Annotated in this window: 14 protein-coding genes; 8 read left to right on the top strand and 6 right to left on the bottom strand. The window is 71.7% G+C overall.

All coding sequences use genetic code 11. From position 1 onward, the window contains the following. Complete coding sequence (locus tag AC0682_RS03975; RefSeq protein WP_112490201.1) at positions 1-414, top strand: ATP-binding protein; 414 nt, start codon at positions 1-3, stop codon at positions 412-414. A gap of 77 nt (positions 415-491) precedes the next feature. Continuing rightward, positions 492-1,487, top strand: a complete 996-nt coding sequence (locus AC0682_RS03970) for an NAD(P)/FAD-dependent oxidoreductase (protein WP_478530803.1) — start codon at positions 492-494, stop codon at positions 1,485-1,487. Between the two features lie 108 nt (positions 1,488-1,595). Here AC0682_RS03970 and AC0682_RS03965 read toward each other — a convergent pair whose 3' ends face one another. From AC0682_RS03965 to AC0682_RS03945, 5 genes are all read right to left on the bottom strand, one after another. After that, entirely contained in the window at positions 1,596-1,769 is a 174-nt protein-coding gene (locus tag AC0682_RS03965; RefSeq protein WP_478530802.1) for a hypothetical protein, read from the bottom strand. A 130-nt stretch (positions 1,770-1,899) separates the two neighbouring features. Further along, complete coding sequence (locus AC0682_RS03960) at positions 1,900-2,514, bottom strand: hypothetical protein (protein WP_478530801.1); 615 nt, start codon at positions 2,512-2,514, stop codon at positions 1,900-1,902. Between the two features lie 191 nt (positions 2,515-2,705). Beyond that, positions 2,706-3,305 (bottom strand): GNAT family N-acetyltransferase, encoded by a 600-nt coding sequence (locus AC0682_RS03955; protein ID WP_478530800.1) that lies wholly within the window; start codon positions 3,303-3,305, stop codon positions 2,706-2,708. 49 nt (positions 3,306-3,354) lie between these two features. Further along, a complete protein-coding gene (locus tag AC0682_RS03950; RefSeq protein ID WP_478531093.1) occupies positions 3,355-3,819 on the bottom strand; it encodes a hypothetical protein in 465 nt (154 codons plus the stop codon). A gap of 99 nt (positions 3,820-3,918) precedes the next feature. Continuing rightward, positions 3,919-4,299, bottom strand: a complete 381-nt coding sequence (locus AC0682_RS03945) for a winged helix-turn-helix transcriptional regulator (RefSeq protein ID WP_478530799.1) — start codon at positions 4,297-4,299, stop codon at positions 3,919-3,921. Between the two features lie 120 nt (positions 4,300-4,419). Here AC0682_RS03945 and AC0682_RS03940 point away from each other — a divergent pair, with 120 nt between their 5' ends. The 3 genes from AC0682_RS03940 (at position 4,420) to AC0682_RS03930 (ending at position 6,958) form a co-directional block, all read left to right on the top strand. After that, entirely contained in the window at positions 4,420-4,827 is a 408-nt protein-coding gene (locus AC0682_RS03940) for a RidA family protein (RefSeq protein ID WP_478530798.1), read from the top strand. A 205-nt stretch (positions 4,828-5,032) separates the two neighbouring features. Next, the gene (locus AC0682_RS03935; protein ID WP_478530797.1) at positions 5,033-5,299 is read left to right on the top strand and encodes a GlsB/YeaQ/YmgE family stress response membrane protein; all 267 of its coding nucleotides are present in this window, start codon (positions 5,033-5,035) and stop codon (positions 5,297-5,299) included. A gap of 135 nt (positions 5,300-5,434) precedes the next feature. Then, on the top strand, positions 5,435-6,958 hold the full coding sequence (locus AC0682_RS03930) for a catalase (protein WP_478530796.1): 1,524 nt from the start codon (positions 5,435-5,437) through the stop codon (positions 6,956-6,958). 223 nt (positions 6,959-7,181) lie between these two features. Here the strand turns inward: AC0682_RS03930 and AC0682_RS03925 are convergent, their stop codons facing one another. Beyond that, positions 7,182-7,805: a YceI family protein gene (locus AC0682_RS03925; RefSeq protein ID WP_478530795.1), complete on the bottom strand. Its 624-nt coding sequence runs from the start codon at positions 7,803-7,805 to the stop codon at positions 7,182-7,184. Between the two features lie 377 nt (positions 7,806-8,182). Here AC0682_RS03925 and AC0682_RS03920 point away from each other — a divergent pair, with 377 nt between their 5' ends. From AC0682_RS03920 to AC0682_RS03910, 3 genes are all read left to right on the top strand, one after another. Next, positions 8,183-9,169 (top strand): alpha/beta fold hydrolase, encoded by a 987-nt coding sequence (locus AC0682_RS03920; RefSeq protein WP_478530794.1) that lies wholly within the window; start codon positions 8,183-8,185, stop codon positions 9,167-9,169. 288 nt (positions 9,170-9,457) lie between these two features. Then, positions 9,458-13,345: an endo-alpha-N-acetylgalactosaminidase family protein gene (locus AC0682_RS03915; RefSeq protein WP_478530793.1), complete on the top strand. Its 3,888-nt coding sequence runs from the start codon at positions 9,458-9,460 to the stop codon at positions 13,343-13,345. A gap of 263 nt (positions 13,346-13,608) precedes the next feature. After that, on the top strand, positions 13,609-13,994 hold a 386-nt coding region (locus AC0682_RS03910), incomplete at its 3' end, for a carboxyl transferase domain-containing protein (RefSeq protein ID WP_478530792.1).

Here is a 13,994-nt window from a genome sequence, read left to right as displayed (position 1 = left end):
ATGAACGAGACGACCCAACCCCCCTACCTCCGCACGAACTTCTACTGCCGCGACCGCAGCTCGGTCCCGGTCGTACGTAAGTTCACCCGCAAGGCGCTGATCGAGTGGGGGTGCGAGGAACGCGCCTACGACATGCTGCTCTGCGTGACCGAGTTGGCGACCAACGCCCTCCGGCACGGCGTTCCGCCGGGGCGCGGGTTCCGGGTCAAGATCTCTCTGGAGCGGCTGGAGGCGGCGCTCCGGATCGAGCTGCACGACAGCGGCGACGGTGAGGTGCGGATGGCGGACGGGCTGCCCGGTGTGGAGGAGGAGGGCGGCCGGGGGCTGCTCCTGGTCTCCGCGCTGGCGGACAAGTGGGGCGTGGCGGAGCGGAACCCCGGCAAGATCGTGTGGTGCGAGTTCACGCTCGGGTGATGTTGCCGTTTCGGCAATGATGTTTGTCGTTCCTGCCGGGCCGCGCGCACCATCGGCACCACATGGAGGTGATCCGTATGGAGGGCAGGAACGAGATGGAACAGCGGCAGGCACAGCGGCGGCGGTACGACGTGGTGGTCGTGGGCGGCGGGGCGGCCGGGCTCAGCGGGGCGCTCACCCTGGCGCGGGCCCGGCGCTCGGTGCTGGTGATCGACGCGGGGGAGCCCCGTAACGCACCCGCGTCGCACGTCCACAACTACCTGGGCCGGGAGTCGACCCCGCCCGGGGAGCTGCTGGCGATCGGCCGGGGCGAGGTGGCCGGGTACGGCGGGGAGATCGTCGGGGGCCGGGTGGCCTCGGCCGAGCGGCTGCCGCAGGACGGCGGCTTCCGCGTCGCGCTGGAGGACGGCTCCTCGGTGGAGGCGCGCAGGCTCCTGGTGACGACGGGGCTCGTGGACGAGCTGCCGCCCGTACCGGGGCTGGCGGAGCGCTGGGGGCGTGAGGTGCTGCACTGCCCGTACTGCCACGGGCGCGAGGTGGCGGACCGCCCGGTCGGGGTGCTGTCCGTCGGCCCCCTCGCCGTGCACCAGGCGCTGATGTGGCGGCAGTGGAGCGACGACGTCACCCTCTTCCGCCACACGGGCCCGGAGCCGACGGACGAGGAGTACGAGCAGCTCGCCGCGCGCGGGGTGGCCGTGGTGGACGGCGAGGTGGAGGGCTTGGAGGTCGCGGACGGCCGTCTCACCGGCGTGCGCCTGGCGGGCGGCCGGGTGATCCCGCGCGAGGCCGTCGTGGTGCAGGCCCGTTTCACCGCCCGCTCGGCCGTGCTGGAATCGCTCGGGCTGGCGGCGGTCCCGCAGGAGATGGGCGGTGAGGTGATCGGTACGTACGTCCCCACCGACCCGGTCGGCGCGACGGAGGTCCCCGGGGTCTGGGCGGCGGGCAACGTCACCCGCCTCACCGAACAGGTCATCGGCGCCGCCGCGGCCGGTCTGATGGCGGGGGCCGCCATCAACGGCGACCTGATCGCGGAGGACACCCGCACCGCGGTGGAGGAGCGGCGGCGCGGCTGACGCGACCGAGGGACCTGCCCCTGCCGGAACGCCTGCGGGGGCTTCTGCGGGGGTTCCGCGGGAACTCCCACGAGTCCTGCGGCAACTCCCGCCGGTCTTGCGGGGCTTCTACGAGAACACGGCGGACAACAGGTCCCCCACCCACCCGAAGAACCGGTGCGCCACCACCGCCAGCAGCGCAAAGATCCCGACGGTCACCAGCGCGGCCGTGGAGCAGCCGCGCCCCTCGCCCCCCTCGGACTCGTCCCGCCCGCCGCCCAGCTCCGCATCGAAGAGATCCACGGTCCACCCCGCCCCATCGAGTATGTCGGCCACCTGGCCGGAGCCCTCCCCGGCTCCGCGGGGTGAACTCTCGCAGGGCCGGGGACGGGCGGCGCAGGGGGCTCGTACTCAGAGCGGGGAGGCGACGTACTCAGTGGGCCGGATGGCCGCCCGTGTGGGTCACCTCGGCCACCTCCGTCGTCGGCAGCGGCCCGCCTGCCACCTCGGCCCGGTCCGAGGAGAGCAGCCAGCCGCCGTCGGCCCCGCGGGCGAACGTCATCGTGCGGGGGAGCGCCGACTCCTCGCACTCCGGGGCGCCGCCCTCGACCTGCTGCGGGGTGGACGAGAAGTAGAGACGGGTGTGGTCGGTGAGCTGGAGCGTGGCCGTACGGTCGGTGACATCCGCCCCGGTGACTTCGACGTCGACCCGCGCCCTGGTGTAGCCGCCGTCGACCCCTTCGTACTGCCGGCCCTTCTCCGCGAGTGCCGCCAGCTCGCTCCGGGCCCGGGCCGCCATGGCGGGGGTGGCCCGAAAGCGCCCGCTCGCGTCCTCCACCGACGGCCGGGCGGCCGTCAACATGTCGGCCCGCTGCTGGAGGTAGTGCGTGGCGAGCCGGGCCAGCTCGGTGGTGTCGGCCGCGCTCGCGGACGGTGTCGTACGGGAGGGGGACTGCTGGATGTGGGGCGGCAGGTGGATGAGTGCGAGCAGGGCCGCCGTCGCGGTGACGCCCGCGGCGATGACACGTCCTGGTCCTGGCCTGGCCATGGTGCCTCGATCCCCCTGTGTGCCGCCCTGGTGCCCTGCTGTCCCGTAGTCGTCTCGTCCGTCCTGTTGTTCCTGTGGGGAGAGACGGGCCGGAGGGGCGGGGCGTTCCGCGCGGAGTGATCTCCGTCCGGTTCTCGTCCGGGAATGTCCGATTCCTGGGCGAGAACCGTGCGGTGTACGTCGTACGTTCCTCAGTCGCGCGGTTCGCGCCACATCCCCCACAGGGTCGGGCCGCCGTCGCCCGGCAGCTCGAACTCCTCGCGCACGGCGAAGCCGAAGTGCTCGTAGACCGGCAGGTTGGAGGCCTTGGAGGACTCCAGGTACACGGGCTGCCCGGCCGCGTCGGCCTTGGCCAGCCCCGAGCGGAGCAGCCGGGACCCGTGCCCCTGGCCCTGGGCGGCGGGGTCGGCGCCGATCAGCGCCAGGGACCAGTGCGGTTCCCGGGGTGTGTGGCGGGCGGCCGTCTCCACGGCGTCTCCGAAGAGCCCGGCCCGGTCGCCCAGGATGTTCCGCAGTTCCTGGATGGTCTCCGCGTCCGGGACGGCCTTGGCCTGTGCTTCCGGCGCCACCCAGAACGCGGCCGCCGCCCCGGTGCGCTCGCACACGCCGTGGTGGACGTACTGCCGGGTGAAGAGGGTGGCGAAGTAGCGGCCCAACGCGGCCTCGCGGGAGGCGGCTTCGGGGAAGAACCAGCGCATCATCGGGTCGTCGTCGAAGGCGAGGGCGAGCGTGCGGCTGATGTCCGGGGCGTCGTCGGCCGTAGCCGTACGCGGAAGGTTTGATATCGGCATAAAGGCCATTCTGCACACGGTGATCTTGGGTGGCGGGGGCGGGGTGCCGTCAGGCCGCCCGGGAGCCTTCCGCCTTCTGTGTGCCGGGGTCGGCGCGCAGGGCGACGGCCGACCAGATGCCCGCCAGCACCAGCGCGCCCGCTGCCATGGCCGCGAGCTGCGGGGCTTCGGGGCGCCAACCCAGGGAGAGGCGCGTGCCCGCGAGAAGGAGGATCACGGCGATGGTGCCCGGGGCGGGGATCGGCACCCTCGCCGCCGTCGCCCGCAGCACACCGGCCGCCGCCAGGCCGGTGACGGCCCAGACGGCCAGGTAGGCCCAGGGCGAACCCGGGGCGGCGCCGAGCAGCCCGTAGTCGTCGGGGCCGAGGCGGAACAGCGAACCGGCCCAGCCCAGACCCACCCCGAGGGCGGTGACGGCCACCACCCACAGCGTGTGGCGCCACCAGGGGCCGGGGCGCGGGGTCGCTTCGTCGTCGTCTGTGAAGCCCGTACCGGACGGGTCCAGGAAATCCATCACGTACGTGAAGACGCGGGCCAAGGGCCGGACGTTGCCTCCGACGCCCCATCACATGATCGAATCACCGCGCCACTTGGCGGCCCGGTCCGGTGGTCCTCAGCCCGGGAAGCGGTCGCGGGCCTCCTCGATGTGGCCCAGATACCGCTGCGTCCAGTCGCACATGCCGTGGACCGTTCCCCGCAGGCCCTGACCCGGCTCGGTGAGGGTGTACTCGACCTTCGGCGGGACCGTGGGGTACACGGTCCGTTCGACCAGGCCGTTGCGCTCCAGCATGCGCAGGTTCTGGGTGAGCATCTTGTGGCTGATGCCGTCGACCTCCTTGAGCACCTCGCTGAAGCGCAGGGTGCGGTCCCCGAGGGTCTCGACGATCAGGAGCGCCCATTTGTTGGCGAGGTCCGAGAAGATCTCCCGGGCCAGGGAGTCCGCGCGGCGCAGGTCCGCCTCGTCGGGCGAGCCGCTGAACTGCTTGGTCACCATGAGGTTCCTCCGTCACCGAAAAGTGCGTTCTTCCACGTCAGGGCTGACTCTCCTACGGTTCCTGAGTAACCACAAGAGACCGCGAGAGACCGCAAGGCTCTTCATGAGGAGGCGTTGGACATGGCCATCACGCTGTTGGACCCCGAAGGACTGCCGAAGGTCGGTGCCTACCGGCAGGTCTCCGTCGCGACCGGCACCAGGCTCGTCTTCGTCGCCGGGCAGGTCGCCTGGGACGCCGACGGCGCCACGGTCGGCGCGGGCGACCTCGCCGCCCAGGTCGAGCAGTGCTTCCTGAACATCGGGACGGCGCTGGCCGCGGCCGGCGGCTCCTTCGACGACGTGGCGAAGCTGACCGTGTACGTCGTCGACTGGACGCCCGACAAGCTGCCGCTGTTCCTGGAGGGCGCGGCCCGGGCGGCGGCGAAGCTGGGCGTCACCCCGGTCCCGCCGGGCACGCTGGTGGGCGTGGCGGCCCTGGACGTACCGGAGCACCTGGTGGAGATCGAGGCGACGGCGGTCCTGGCCTGAGGGGAGGCGGGGGCGGCAGCGGCACGGCACCGGCATCGGAGAGAGGCGGCGAAGGCCCGTCCGGCGTAACGCATCGCGGCGAATGAGGGGGCGCGGGGGTGACGGTCGGCGGCGGGCCCAGGTGTGAGGCGCCGCTGGGGGGATAGGTGGAGGGTGCCGGCACCACAGGGGTGCCGCCACGTCGGCAACGGAGAAGGAGACTCTCGTGAGCATCATCGCCTGGATCCTCATCGGCCTGTTCGCGGGCGCCATCGCCAAGGCGCTGATGCCGGGCAAGGACCCGGGCGGCTGTCTGCTGACGATGGTGATCGGCATCGTGGGCGGGCTGCTCGGCGGCTGGCTGGGCAAGGTGATCTTCGGCGTCGACTCGATCGACGGATTCTTCAGCCTGTCGACGTGGATCGCCGCCATCGTCGGTTCGGTGATCGTCCTGGTGATCTACCGCCTGGTCTCGGGAGAGCGAGCCCGCTGACGCGGGCCGCCGGGATCCTCTCCTCGACGGGTCGATTCGCCCCGGTATGCCTACATTGGCGGAGGGCCGACAGGGGAGCCGAGGCAGGAGCCGACGCCGACACGCCCGCGAAGACCGACAAGAGGAAACGACGACATGACCGACACCTCGCGCAAGCCGACCACCTCCGATTCCGGCGCCCCGGTGGAGAGCGACGAGCATTCGCTCACCGTCGGGCCCGGCGGGCCGATCCTGCTCCAGGACTCCTACCTGATCGAGCAGATGGCCCAGTTCAACCGCGAGCGCATCCCCGAACGCCAGCCGCACGCCAAGGGCAGCGGGGCGTTCGGGACGTTCGAGGTGACCGCGGACGTCTCCGCGTACACGAAGGCGGCGCTCTTCCAGCCGGGCACCACGACCGACCTGGTCATCCGGTTCTCCACCGTGGCGGGGGAGCGGGGCAGCCCGGACACCTGGCGGGACCCGCGCGGCTTCGCGGTGAAGTTCTACACCACCGAGGGCAACTACGACATGGTGGGCAACAACACCCCCGTGTTCTTCGTGAAGGACCCGATGAAGTTCCAGCACTTCATCCGGTCCCAGAAACGCCGGGCGGACAACAACCTCCGCGACCACGACATGCAGTGGGACTTCTGGACCCTCTCGCCGGAGTCGGCCCACCAGGTCACCTGGCTGATGGGGGACCGGGGCATCCCGCGCACCTGGCGCCACATGAACGGCTACACCTCGCACACGTACATGTGGATCAACGCCGAGGGCCAGAGGTTCTGGGTGAAGTACCACTTCAAGACCGACCAGGGCATCGAGACGTTCACGCAGCACGAGGCCGACCAGATGGCGGCGGCGGACACGGACTACCACACGCGTGACCTCTTCGAGCACATCCGCGACGGCGACTTCCCGAGCTGGACGCTGAAGGTCCAGATCATGCCGTACGAGGAGGCCAAGGACTACCGGTTCAACCCGTTCGACCTGACCAAGGTGTGGCCGCACGGCGACTACCCGCTGATCGAGGTCGGCCGGATGACGCTCAACCGCAACCCCACGGACAACCACGCCGAGATCGAGCAGGCGGCCTTCCAGCCGAACAACTTCGTCCCCGGCATCGGCCCGAGCCCGGACCGCATGCTCCTGGCGCGGCTGTTCTCCTACGCCGACGCGCACCGCCACCGCATCGGCGGCAACTACCAGCAACTGCCCGTCAACGCCCCGGTCGTCCCGGTGTACACGTACTCCAAGGACGGGGCGATGGCGTACCGGAAGACCACCGACCCGGTCTACGCGCCCAACTCCAAGGGCGGCCCGGCGGCGGACACCGAGCGTTACGGCACCCCGCCGAGCTGGTACGCCGACGGGGACATCACCCGGGCGGCCTACGTCGACCACGCCGAGGACGACGACTGGGGACAGGCGGGCACGATGGTCCGCGAGGTCCTGGACGACGCGGCCCGGGACCGGCTCGTGGACAACGTCGTCGGCCACCTCCTCAACGGGGTGACCGAACCGGTCCTCCAGCGGGCCTTCACGTACTGGTCGAACATCGACGCCACCATCGGCAAGCGCATCGAGGAGGGCGTCCGCGCGAAGGCGGGCGAGAAGGACCCCAAGGCGGGCGAGCAAAGCAACCCGGCCCGCAGCTCCATGCAGCGCAAGGCCTGAGCCGGGACCGTCGTGCGGCCCCCACCTCACCGACGGCGGGGTGGGGGCCCTGGCGTGCCGGGGGAGGCCGGCTCTGTCCCGCGGGCCGCTCGCGGGGGGCCGGGCCCTCGGGCACGCACTCGCCGGAGCGCCGGAGTGCCGGAACAGCGCCGGGCGGCCCGGTGGCCCGAAGGCGCCGGACCGCCCGTGCGGTGTGCGGTGTGCTGCCGCGTACGGCCGCGGGTCAGGCCTGCGGAGCGGCGGCCTTGATCGCGGAGATGTCGAAGTTCAGCTTGACCTTGTCGCTGACCATGACCCCGCCGGTCTCCAGTGCCGCGTTCCAGGTCAGGCCCCAGTCGGAGCGCAGGATGTCGGCGCTGCCCTCGAAGCCGACGCGCTCGTTGCCGTAGACGTCGGTGGCGGAGCCGTTGAACTCCAGGTCGATGGAGAGGGGGCGCGTGACGTCCTTGATGGTCAGGTCGCCGGTGATCCGGTACCTCTCGCCGCCCAGCTGCTCGGCGCGCGTCGAGCGGAACGTCATGAGGGGGAACTTCTCGGCGTCGAAGAAGTCGCCGCTCACCAGGTGGCCGTCGCGGTCCGCGATGCCGGTGTCGATGCTGGCGATCCTCACGTCGATGGCGGCGGAGGAGTTCGCCGGGTCGGTGCCGTCCAGGGTCAGAGTGCCCTCGTGCTCCCCGAAGGAGCCGCGCACATTGGTGACCATCGCGTGCCGCACGGTGAAACCGATGCTGCTGTGGGCCGGGTCGATGGTGTAGGTGCCGGTCAGGGCGGCCAGGGCGGGGTCCACCGCGGGGGCCTCGGCGACGGCGGTCGGGGCGGCGGTCGACTTGCGGGTGAACAGAGCCATGGCTCCTCCTCGGGGGACGTGCACGGCGGTCCCGTGCGTCGGTGTTGTTTAACCTTCAACGAGATTGACTCTAACCTCATCTTGTTCAAGTTTCAACCTTTCGATATGGGGGCGGTCCGGTGCGTCCGGCCGGGGGCTGGTGGGGAGCGTCATCCACGTCGGTCGGCGGCTCCGCGGTGCTCACCCGCGCATCCGCACCCCGCGGGCGCGTGCGGATGCGCGCCGCGGGGGCCCGGACCCCGGGCGAGGGGGTGTCCGGGCCCGCACGCCACCGCTCTTTCCCCCAACTTGCCGGAGTGGCAAAGCCGATCGCGTCGGGCGGGTGCCGCGTCGCATGATCGACCGGTAGCCGCGACACCGCGAACCGAGGAGAAGCCATGCAGCCCGACCCGATCGCCGACCTCAGCCATCGCACCGTCGAGACCCCGTCCGGGCCCCTGCACGTGGTCGAGCAGGGCACCGGCCCGATGGTCCTGCTCGTGCACGGCTTCCCCGAGCTCTGGTACTCCTGGCGCCGCCAGCTCGCGGCCCTCGCCGGAGCCGGCTACCGGGCGGTGGCGCTCGACGTGCGCGGATACGGCGGCTCCGCCGTGCCGGAGGCGACCGAGGCCTACCGGATGCTCGACCTGGTGGAGGACAACGTCGCCGTCGTGCGCGCGCTCGGCGAGGAGAGCGCGGTGGTCGTCGGCCACGACTGGGGCTCCAACATCGCCTCCGCCTCCGCCCTGCTCCACCCCGAGGTCTTCCGCGCCGTCGGCCTGCTGAGCGTCCCCTACGCGCCGCCCGGCGGCCCGCGCCCCACCGACGTCTTCGGACAGATCGGCGGCCCCGACGAGGAGTTCTACGTCTCCTACTTCCAGGAGCCCGGCCGCGCCGAGGCGGAGATCGAGCCGGACGTCCGGGGCTGGCTCGCGGGTCTCTACGCGGCCCTGTCCGCCGACACCATGCCCGGCCCCGGCGAGCCCGACCCGCACTTCGTCGCCCGCGGCGGCAGGATGCGTGACCGCTTCCCCGCGGAAGTCCTTCCGGCCTGGCTGAGCGAGGACGACCTCGACGTCTACGCCGCGGAGTTCGAGCGCACCGGGATCACCGGAGCCCTCAACCGCTACCGCAGCATGGACCGCGACTGGGAGGACCTCGCCGCGTACCGCGGAGCCGCTGTCAAGCAGCCGTCCCTGTTCGTCGGCGGCGCCCGGGACGCCTCCACCACCTGGATGTCCGACGCCATCGACGCCTACCCCGCCACCCTTCCCGGCCTGTCGGCCTGCCACCTCCTGGACGGCTGCGGCCACTGGATCCAGCAGGAGCGCCCCGACGAGGTCAACCGTCTGCTGATCGACTGGCTCACCACCCTCCAGGACTGAACGGGCGATCCCGGGGGCAGCGGTCCGGCCTCCTTCAGGAGCCCGGTCCGCGGCACGCCCGGGCGGCGCCGGTCGTACCGGGACGGTCCTGGTCGCAGGGAGGCGGCGCCGGGCGTACGGGGACGGCCCAGGTCGTAGTGAGGTGGCTCCGGCCAAGAGGCGGACGAGCGGGCGCCCGGCGGGCCCGTACCCCCACTTGGACTTAACGACCGCGGTTGTTGGACGGAGACGGCCACCGGCCCCGTCCTTCGTTGACGGTGTCCCGACACGAGGGCTACTCAAGGGGCCATGTCGCCAAGATTCCGCTCCGCAGGCCCGGTCTCCGTGGCCTCGGCCGTCGCCTCAGCCGCCGTCCTGGCGTTGGTGGGGACCGCCGCCCTCCCCGCCGCAGCCGCCGATCCGTCCTCCGTACCGGCCGGGGCGGCCCGGTCCGCCGCCGCGTCCGCCACCATCGGCTCCGACCAGCTCACCGTCGCCGTGGCCCACGACTTCCCGCGCGTCCTCTCGTACACCGACCGGACCAGCGGCAGACGGCTCCTCGGCAGTACGCGGCCGGTCACCGCCGTCACCCTCAACGGCACCGCCCACCCGGTGAAGCTCAAGACCGCGCCGGAGGTGAACGGTTCCTCCGCCCGCTACACCCTCGCCTTCGGCGGCCTCCCCGGGGTCGAGATCGACGCCTCGCTCACCGTCTCCGGCCGGACCACCACCTTCAAGGTGACCGCCGTCCGCGACACCGCCGCCTTCCGGGTCGGGACCATCGACATCCCCGGCCACGACCTGGTCTCCGTCGGCTCCGCCGAACCCGGCGCCGCCACCGCCTTCACCACCCTGGACCCGGACTCCACCCGTACCGCCGACGTCTTCGCCAAGATCACCCGCGAGACCGAGCCCGACCCCGCACCCCTCGGCGCCACCTACGCCCTCCTCAACACCGACTCCCTCGCCGCCGCCGTCGAGTCCAACTCCTCCTACGACAAGCCCTCCGGACCCACCAACGGCGACGACGCCCGCTTCTGGCACCAGGCCCGCACCGAGGGCGACGGCAGCATCCGGGTCGGCGTCAGCTCGGGCCAGTGGACCTACCGGGGCGAGGGCGCACCGAAACCCGAGAGCGGCGAGAACCTGCCCTGGGCCAAGGTCGTCATCACCCCGGACGCCAACGGGGACCAGGCCGTCGACTGGCAGGACGGGGCCATCGCCTTCCGCTCCATCGGCATCACCGCTCCCGGCAGCGAGCAGACCGCCGACCGGGTCGTCACCCACATCCCGTTCAACTTCGCCAGCCAGGCCACCCACCCCTTCCTGCGCACCCTGGACGACGTCAAGCGGATCGCGCAGGCCACCGACGGCCTCGGTCAGCTCGCCGTCCTCAAGGGGTACGGCTCCGAGGGCCACGACTCCGCCCACCCCGACTACGGCGGCAACCACAACAAGCGCGCGGGCGGGCTCAAGGACCTCAACACCCTGCTGAAGCAGGGCAGGAAGTGGGGTGCCACCTTCGGCGTCCACGTCAACGCCACCGAGTCCTACCCGGAGGCCAAGGCCTTCAGCGAACAGCTCGTCGACACCTCCAAGCCCGGCTGGAACTGGCTGAACCAGAGCTACTACATCGACCAGCGCCGCGACCTCAACAGCGGCGGCCTCGCCCGGCGCTTCCAGCAGCTGCGCGACGAGACCGACCGCAACCTCGCCTTCCTCTACATCGACGTCTACTACACCCACGGCTGGATCGCCGACAAGACGATCCAGACCGTGCAGCAGCAGGGGTGGACGGTCGGCACCGAGTGGTCCGACAAGTTCGAGCGGGCCTCGCTCTGGTCCCACTGGGCCAACGACCTCGACTACGGCGGGGCCACCAACAAGGGGCTCAACTCGCAGATCATCCGGTTCATCCGCAACAGCGAGAAGGACGTCTGGAACAACCACCCGGTCCTCGGGCAGAGCGCCCTGGAGGAGTTCGAGGGGTGGACCGGTGAGACCGACTGGAATGCCTTCACCGCCACGATCTGGCAGAGGAACCTCCCCGCCAAGTACCTCCAGCAGCAGAGGATCACCCGCTGGGACGGCGACGACATCACCTTCACCGGCGGGGTGCGCGGCACGGTCGAGAACGGGAAGCGGACCTTCTACGAGCAGGGCCGCAAGGTGCTCAGCGGGACGGACTACCTGCTGCCGTGGGACAGCGGCAAGAAGCTCTACCACTACAGCCGGGCCGGGGGCACCAGCACCTGGGAGGTGCCGGGGAAGGGCCCGTACACCGTCTACGCACTGACCGACAACGGCCGCGAGAAGGTGGCCACCGTCCGGCCCGCCGACGGGAGGATCACGCTCACCGCCACCGCCGGACAGCCCTACGTCCTCCACCCCGGCCAGGCCCCGCGCGCGGCCGACCCCGACTGGGGCCAGGGCACGCCCATCGAGGACCCCGGCTTCAACGACCGTACGCTGAGCGGCTGGACGAAGACCGGAACCGTCGTACGGGACACCGACGAGCAGGGCCGCAACAGCGCCGCCCTCTCCGGCGCCCCCGCCGCCGCGCTCTCCCAGACCATCGCGGGCCTCACCCCCGGCAAGCGCTACACCGCCTCCGCCCTGATCGAGGTCGAGCCCGGACAGTCCCGTCGTACGGTGTTGAGCGCGGGCGGGCGGTCGGTCGCCGTCGAGCGGTCCACGGCCAGGGACTTCGTCGCCGCATCGGACTGGCACGGCACCCACTTCCAGCGCGCCAAGGTGAACTTCACCGCCCCGGCGAACGGGCGCACCACCCTGCGCATCGGGGCGGCGGCGGGCTCGGAGGCGAGGGTCCGGGCCGATGACGTACGCATCGTCGAGAACGCCCCCGCCACCCGGCCCGGCACGCTCGTGTACGAGGACTTCGAGGCGGTCGACCAGGGGTGGGGCCCCTTCCTCAAGGGCGACGCGGGCGGCTCCACCGACCCCCGCACCCATATCTCCCAGCTCAACGCCCCGTACACCCGGTCCGGCTGGAACGGGAAGCTCATCGACGACGTGCTCGCCGGCAAGGAGTCCCTGAAGTCCCACGAGGAGAACACCGGGCTCGTCTACCGCACCGCCCCCTGGACCGTGCCCATGAAGGACGGCCACCGGTACACGGTGGAGTTCGCCTACCAGTCCAGCCACGCCGGAGCCTACGCCTGGGTCGACGGCTACGACCGGACCGCGGGCGGCGGGGCCGTCTCCACCGAGACCCGCACCACCCCCATCGGGCAGCAGCGCACCACCGGCCACTTCAGCCAGACCCTCACCGCCGGGTGCGGCGACACCTGGACCGGGCTGCGGAAGCGGGCCGGGGCGCCCCAGGGCGCGGACTTCGTGCTCGACGCCTTCACCGTGACCGACCTCGGACCCGCCCCGGCCGGGCAGGAGGCCTCCTGCGGCACGCTCACCGTGGCCGCCGACGCGGCGACCCTGGAGCCGGGCGCCCCGAACACCGTGAAGGCGGTCTTCGGCAACGACGAGGCGACGGCCGCCACGGGGGTTGAGCTGGCGCTGACGGTCCCGGAGGGGTGGAAGGCCGAGCCCACGGGGGCCGTCGCCTTCGACTCCGTCGCTCCGGGCGCGAAGGCCACCGGCAGCTGGCGGGTCACTCCGCCGCTCGACGCGCCGTACGACACGTACCAGCTCGGCGCCCGGGCCACGTACACCGTCCAGGACGCCCCGCGCACGCTCGGCTCGCAGACCTCCGTACGGACTCTCCCGCCGCCGCCCACCGAGGACCGCTGGGCCAGTGACCTGGACTGGACGGAGGCCCGCAACGGCTGGGGGCCCGTGGAGCGGGACCAGTCCAACGGGGAGACCGGGAGCGGTGACGGCACCCCGCTGCGCATCGGCGGAGTCACTTACGCCAAGGGGCTCGGCACGCACGCCCCGGCGGCGATCCGCTACTACCTGGGCGGGAGGTGCACCTCCTTCACCGCCGAGGTCGGGGTCGACGACGTCCAGACCAGTCGGGGCAGCGTGCGGTTCTCCGTCACCGCCGACGGTACGGAGAAGGTGAAGTCGCCGGTGCTGGGCGCCTTCGACCCGGCCTGGAGGCTCACCGCCGATGTCACCGGCGCGCGGTACGTCGAACTCGTCGTCGACGACGGCGGTGACGGCAACGGAAACGACCACGCCGACTGGGGCAACGCCCGCTTCCACTGCGGAGGTTGAATCTCCGTCGAACGGCGGTCGCGGCGCGGTGGCGCCGAGCTGAACAGTGCTGGGCGATACTGAGGGGGTCCCCGGGCCCCCTCGGTGCCCTGTGGCCCACGGCACACCGGCTCTTTGTGGAGTTCTCACAGCGCCGAGCGGCGTTCAGCTGGTGGATCGCCTGCACGGCGGGACGTTTCTGTTGACTCCCACCACGAAACCGGGCAGGAGACTGTACGGAGTCGACGGCACGATTTCTGGGTCGGGGTTCGTAGGGTCGATGCATGACCGTTGTGGACGAAACCCAGGGTGAGCAGCCGAGCGACACGCGTGGCCGGGTGGCCGAACTGCTGGCCCTGCGCGAGCAGGCCCGGCGCGGCCCCAGCGAGCGTGCGACCCAGGCGCAGCACGCCAAGGGCAAGCTGACTGCCCGCGAGCGCATCGAGCTGCTGCTGGACGCGGGCTCGTTCAGCGAGGTCGAGCAGCTTCGCCGCCACCGGGCCACCGGGTTCGGTCTGGAGGCGAAGAGGCCGTACACGGACGGTGTCATCACCGGCTGGGGGACGGTGGAGGGTCGGACGGTCTTCGTCTACGCGCATGATTTCCGGATCTTCGGCGGGGCGCTGGGTGAGGCGCATGCCACGAAGATCCACAAGATCATGGACATGGC

It is taken from the genome of Streptomyces sp. NPDC043746, assembly GCF_056436485.1.
Note: the sequence above shows the minus strand (reverse complement) of the source record. Positions and strands in the feature narration are given on the sequence as shown.

What these genes read in the sequence shown, in the direction of transcription:
- AC0682_RS03920 (WP_478530794.1), top strand. Translation starts at nt 8,183, where the DNA reads ATGCAGCCCGACCCGATCGCCGACCTCAGCCATCGCACCGTCGAGACC.
- AC0682_RS03930 (WP_478530796.1), top strand. Translation starts at nt 5,435, where the DNA reads ATGACCGACACCTCGCGCAAGCCGACCACCTCCGATTCCGGCGCCCCG.
- AC0682_RS03945 (WP_478530799.1), bottom strand. Translation starts at nt 4,299, where the DNA reads ATGGTGACCAAGCAGTTCAGCGGCTCGCCCGACGAGGCGGACCTGCGC.
- AC0682_RS03950 (WP_478531093.1), bottom strand. Translation starts at nt 3,819, where the DNA reads ATGGATTTCCTGGACCCGTCCGGTACGGGCTTCACAGACGACGACGAA.
- AC0682_RS03940 (WP_478530798.1), top strand. Translation starts at nt 4,420, where the DNA reads ATGGCCATCACGCTGTTGGACCCCGAAGGACTGCCGAAGGTCGGTGCC.
- AC0682_RS03970 (WP_478530803.1), top strand. Translation starts at nt 492, where the DNA reads ATGGAGGGCAGGAACGAGATGGAACAGCGGCAGGCACAGCGGCGGCGG.
- AC0682_RS03925 (WP_478530795.1), bottom strand. Translation starts at nt 7,805, where the DNA reads ATGGCTCTGTTCACCCGCAAGTCGACCGCCGCCCCGACCGCCGTCGCC.
- AC0682_RS03975 (WP_112490201.1), top strand. Translation starts at nt 1, where the DNA reads ATGAACGAGACGACCCAACCCCCCTACCTCCGCACGAACTTCTACTGC.
- AC0682_RS03960 (WP_478530801.1), bottom strand. Translation starts at nt 2,514, where the DNA reads ATGGCCAGGCCAGGACCAGGACGTGTCATCGCCGCGGGCGTCACCGCG.
- AC0682_RS03955 (WP_478530800.1), bottom strand. Translation starts at nt 3,305, where the DNA reads ATGCCGATATCAAACCTTCCGCGTACGGCTACGGCCGACGACGCCCCG.
- AC0682_RS03915 (WP_478530793.1), top strand. Translation starts at nt 9,458, where the DNA reads ATGTCGCCAAGATTCCGCTCCGCAGGCCCGGTCTCCGTGGCCTCGGCC.